The organism is Pseudomonas sp. K5002 (assembly GCF_013386655.1).
Taxonomy (GTDB): Bacteria; Pseudomonadota; Gammaproteobacteria; order Pseudomonadales; family Pseudomonadaceae; genus Aquipseudomonas.
Genome location: NZ_JACARK010001241.1, coordinates 1 through 3,049, shown reverse-complemented (window position 1 = coordinate 3,049; position 3,049 = coordinate 1). Strand labels below are relative to the sequence as shown.

General features: G+C 63.2%; 3 protein-coding genes and 2 pseudogenes. 3 read left to right on the top strand and 2 right to left on the bottom strand.

Features of this window, described 5'->3' with window-relative positions:
- A pseudogene (locus HX846_RS35295) lies at positions 1-277 on the top strand (N-acetyl-gamma-glutamyl-phosphate reductase); the annotation flags it as partial.
- On the opposite strand, the gene HX846_RS35290 reads toward HX846_RS35295, so the two are convergent.
- On the bottom strand, positions 261-1,391 hold the full coding sequence (locus tag HX846_RS35290) for an epoxide hydrolase family protein (protein WP_178967258.1): 1,131 nt from the start codon (positions 1,389-1,391) through the stop codon (positions 261-263). The pseudogene HX846_RS35295 and the gene HX846_RS35290 sit on opposite strands and share 17 nt — an antisense overlap.
- 122 nt (positions 1,392-1,513) lie before the next feature.
- On the opposite strand from HX846_RS35290, the gene HX846_RS35285 reads away from it, so the two are divergent.
- A complete protein-coding gene (locus HX846_RS35285; RefSeq protein ID WP_003215146.1) occupies positions 1,514-2,395 on the top strand; it encodes a LysR family transcriptional regulator in 882 nt (293 codons plus the stop codon).
- A 16-nt stretch (positions 2,396-2,411) separates the two neighbouring features.
- Here the strand turns inward: HX846_RS35285 and HX846_RS35280 are convergent, their stop codons facing one another.
- Positions 2,412-2,780, bottom strand: a complete 369-nt coding sequence (locus HX846_RS35280) for a hypothetical protein (protein ID WP_008436319.1) — start codon at positions 2,778-2,780, stop codon at positions 2,412-2,414.
- A 121-nt stretch (positions 2,781-2,901) separates the two neighbouring features.
- Here HX846_RS35280 and HX846_RS40015 point away from each other — a divergent pair.
- Positions 2,902-3,049: pseudogene (locus tag HX846_RS40015) on the top strand (AAA family ATPase); the annotation flags it as partial.

The following is a 3,049-nucleotide window of genomic DNA, read 5'->3' as shown; positions in this document are numbered from 1 at the left end:
GTTGGCCCCGGGCGTGGACGCGGCGCGGTTGCATGCCTGCCTGACGCAGCACTACCGCGACACCCGTCACGTACAGGTGCTGTCGATGCAGGCTGCGAGGGAGTTGACCTACCTCGACCCTCAAGCGCTGAACGGCACGGACGATGTGCGTTTGATCGTGCGTGAAAACCACGAGACGGGCCAGGTCCTGCTGGCGGCGGTGTTCGACAACCTCGGCAAGGGCGCCGCAGGTGCCGCCGTGCAAAACCTGGATTTGATGATCAAGCCGAGACCGTAGCGATAAAGGCGCGCAGGTCCGCCAGCATCAACGCCGGCTGCTCCCAGGCCGCGAAGTGACCACCGGCGGGCATCTCGCTCCAGTGCACGATGTTGAAGGTCTTTTCGGCAAATGAGCGCGGCGGCGGCACGAACACCGGATCACGAAAGGCGGCAAATCCGGTCGGCACCTGGATGCGGGTGCCGACCGGGAATTTTGACGATCCCTCAAGGCGCTTGCCGTGATACATCCACGTCGCGGTGACCATGGAAGATGGCGCGAGATACAACATGATGTTGGTCAGCAGTTGCTCCTCGGTAAAGGTGCCCCAGAGATCCGGGCTGCCATCGGCGGTAGTGGGCAGATCGGCCCATGTGCCGATTTTTTCGAGGATCCATCCCGCGGCCCCCACCGGGCTGTCGGCCAGCGCGACACCCAGGGTCTGCGGGCGGGTTTCCTGCTGGTGGTTGTAGCCGGTTTCCCAGTCGATCAGCACGTCACGCCGGGCGACGAAAGCCTCCTCCTCCGGCGTGGTCGCAACGGTGCCCTGGGCCAGCAGGTCGGCCATGTTCAGGTGAATCCCCAGTAACGCCTCGGGCCGATCGTGGGCCATCCAACCGGCGATGCCCGAACCCCAGTCACCGCCCTGAACGATGAAGCGGGTTGGCCCGAACAGCCGGGCCATCAGCCCATGCATGAGTTCGGCCGCCCGACGTGGGCCAATCACTCCGGTGATCGGCCTGGAGAATGCAAACCCCGGAAGCGACGGCACGATCACATCGTGTCCGTCAGCCGCCAGCGGTTCCAGCAGCGCCTCGAATTCCAGGTACGAACCTGGCCAGCCATGGAGCAGCAGGATCGGCGGCCTGGAACCGTCGCCCCGCACATGGACGAAGTGCAGGTGCTCGCCCTCAATCTCGGTGATGAAGTTGGGCAATTGGTTGAGGTGTTTTTCGACCCGGCGCCAATCATAGGATTCCAGCCAGTAAGCGACCAGGCGCTGAAGGTCGCGCACGCCTACGCCCGACTTCCACCCTCCCAAATCGGGAAGCTGGGTCCAATCGTAGGCGGCGACTTTGTCGCGGATGGCCACGAGGCGTTCGTCGGGGATATTGATGGTGTAGGGCAAGATCATGGGATTCTCCTGGTGAGTTTCCGTATTACATTGCTTTACGCAATACTGAACCCGACAAAAACCGATGTGAACCCCATTGCGCCGCTCAAGGCCTTTGCGAAAAACGCACAAGTGAGTTTCCCGTGGACATAACGGACGAACTGGAAATCTTTACCCTCGTGGCCGAGACCGCGAGTTTCTCGGCGGCCGCGCGTCGCTTGAACCTTGCGCCCTCCTCTATCGCACGGGTGCTGGACCGCATGGAGGCCCGGCTGGGCGTACGCCTGTTGTTGCGAACCACGCGCTCACTGACCGTGACCCCGGAGGGCGCCGCCTATCTGTCGTGCGCCCGGCGGATCCTCACGGACCTGCGGGAAACCGAACAGCAGATTACCGACCAGAGTTCACCCCGCGGGCGCCTGCGGGTCAGCAGTTCGCTGCTGTATGGCAGGACCTTCGTGATCCCGTTGTTGGGCGAGTTCATTCAGCGTTACCCGGACATCCTGGTGGACATCAACCTGACCGACACCGTGGTCGACATCGCCGCCGGGCAAGCCGACGTCGCAGTGCGATTGGGCCCGCTGCCCGACAGCAGCCTGACGTCCCGCCGGCTGGGCGCCACCCACAAGGTCATCATTGCTGCGCCGAGCTATCTGGCACGACGCGGCACGCCGCAGGTGCCGGAAGACCTGCTGGATCACGACTGCATCGGTTTCAACTTCAAGCGTGCGGCGCCCACCTGGCCGTTTCGCAAGGATGGCCACGACTATTCACTGACGATCAAGGGCCATGTCGAAACCAATAACGGTGACACCCAGGGCCAATTGGCGGCCGAGGGCATCGGCATCGCGCGGGTCTGCGCCGAGACCGTGGCGGACGCCATTCAGGCGGGTCGGCTGGTGCCGTTGCTGGAGGCATTCAATCCAGGCGATGGCGAAGAGATCCATGCCGTGTTCCTCGGCGGTACCCACACGCCGGCGCGGGTCCGGTGTTTTGTCGACTACCTGGTTGAGCGGTTCCAGTAGGCGCGAAATTGCATGATTACTCGGCAACGAGTTCGACGTAGCTCGACTCCCCACCTCCCGTCGCGCCCGACAACCAGCCCCAGACGAAGGCCAGGGTGGTACGCCCGGCGTCATCCACGCCTAGCGTGCCCCGGGACCAGCCGGCAAGAATCTCGCCCTCGGTGGTCAGGCACTGGTACAGCAACTCGATGGTATCGGGGCCTGTGGCGCGCCCGACTTGATTGCCCATGCGAATCCGGCCGCCCTGGTAGGTGCCCCATATGGCGTTTTCATCGACGTGGTAATGAAACACGGTGCCTGTACCGGACACACCATGGGTGTTGCCCGCGACGATAAACCGGCGGTTGTCCAGGCGTTCGCTGATTTGGCAAAAGGCATTTGGCATTGACAGGCGCTTCCTTGGTCGAGAGGGTTCATTCCGGGGCGCCCAACCTACCTCATATGGCTTTTGTCGGTCATGTAAAACCTGCACAATTGTGGGCTTTCCCGCGACAGGACGTCCCTTCATGCAACGCATCGTGATTCTCGGTAATGCGGGCAGCGGAAAATCCACCCTCGCCCGCGCCCTCGGACAACGCCTGGGCCTGCCCGTGGTGCACCTGGACACCCTGTTCTGGTCGCCCGGCTGGGTCGAGCCCGACGCCGAGCAGTTCC

What these genes read in the sequence shown, in the direction of transcription:
- HX846_RS35290 (WP_178967258.1), bottom strand. Translation starts at nt 1,391, where the DNA reads ATGATCTTGCCCTACACCATCAATATCCCCGACGAACGCCTCGTGGCC.
- HX846_RS35280 (WP_008436319.1), bottom strand. Translation starts at nt 2,780, where the DNA reads ATGCCAAATGCCTTTTGCCAAATCAGCGAACGCCTGGACAACCGCCGG.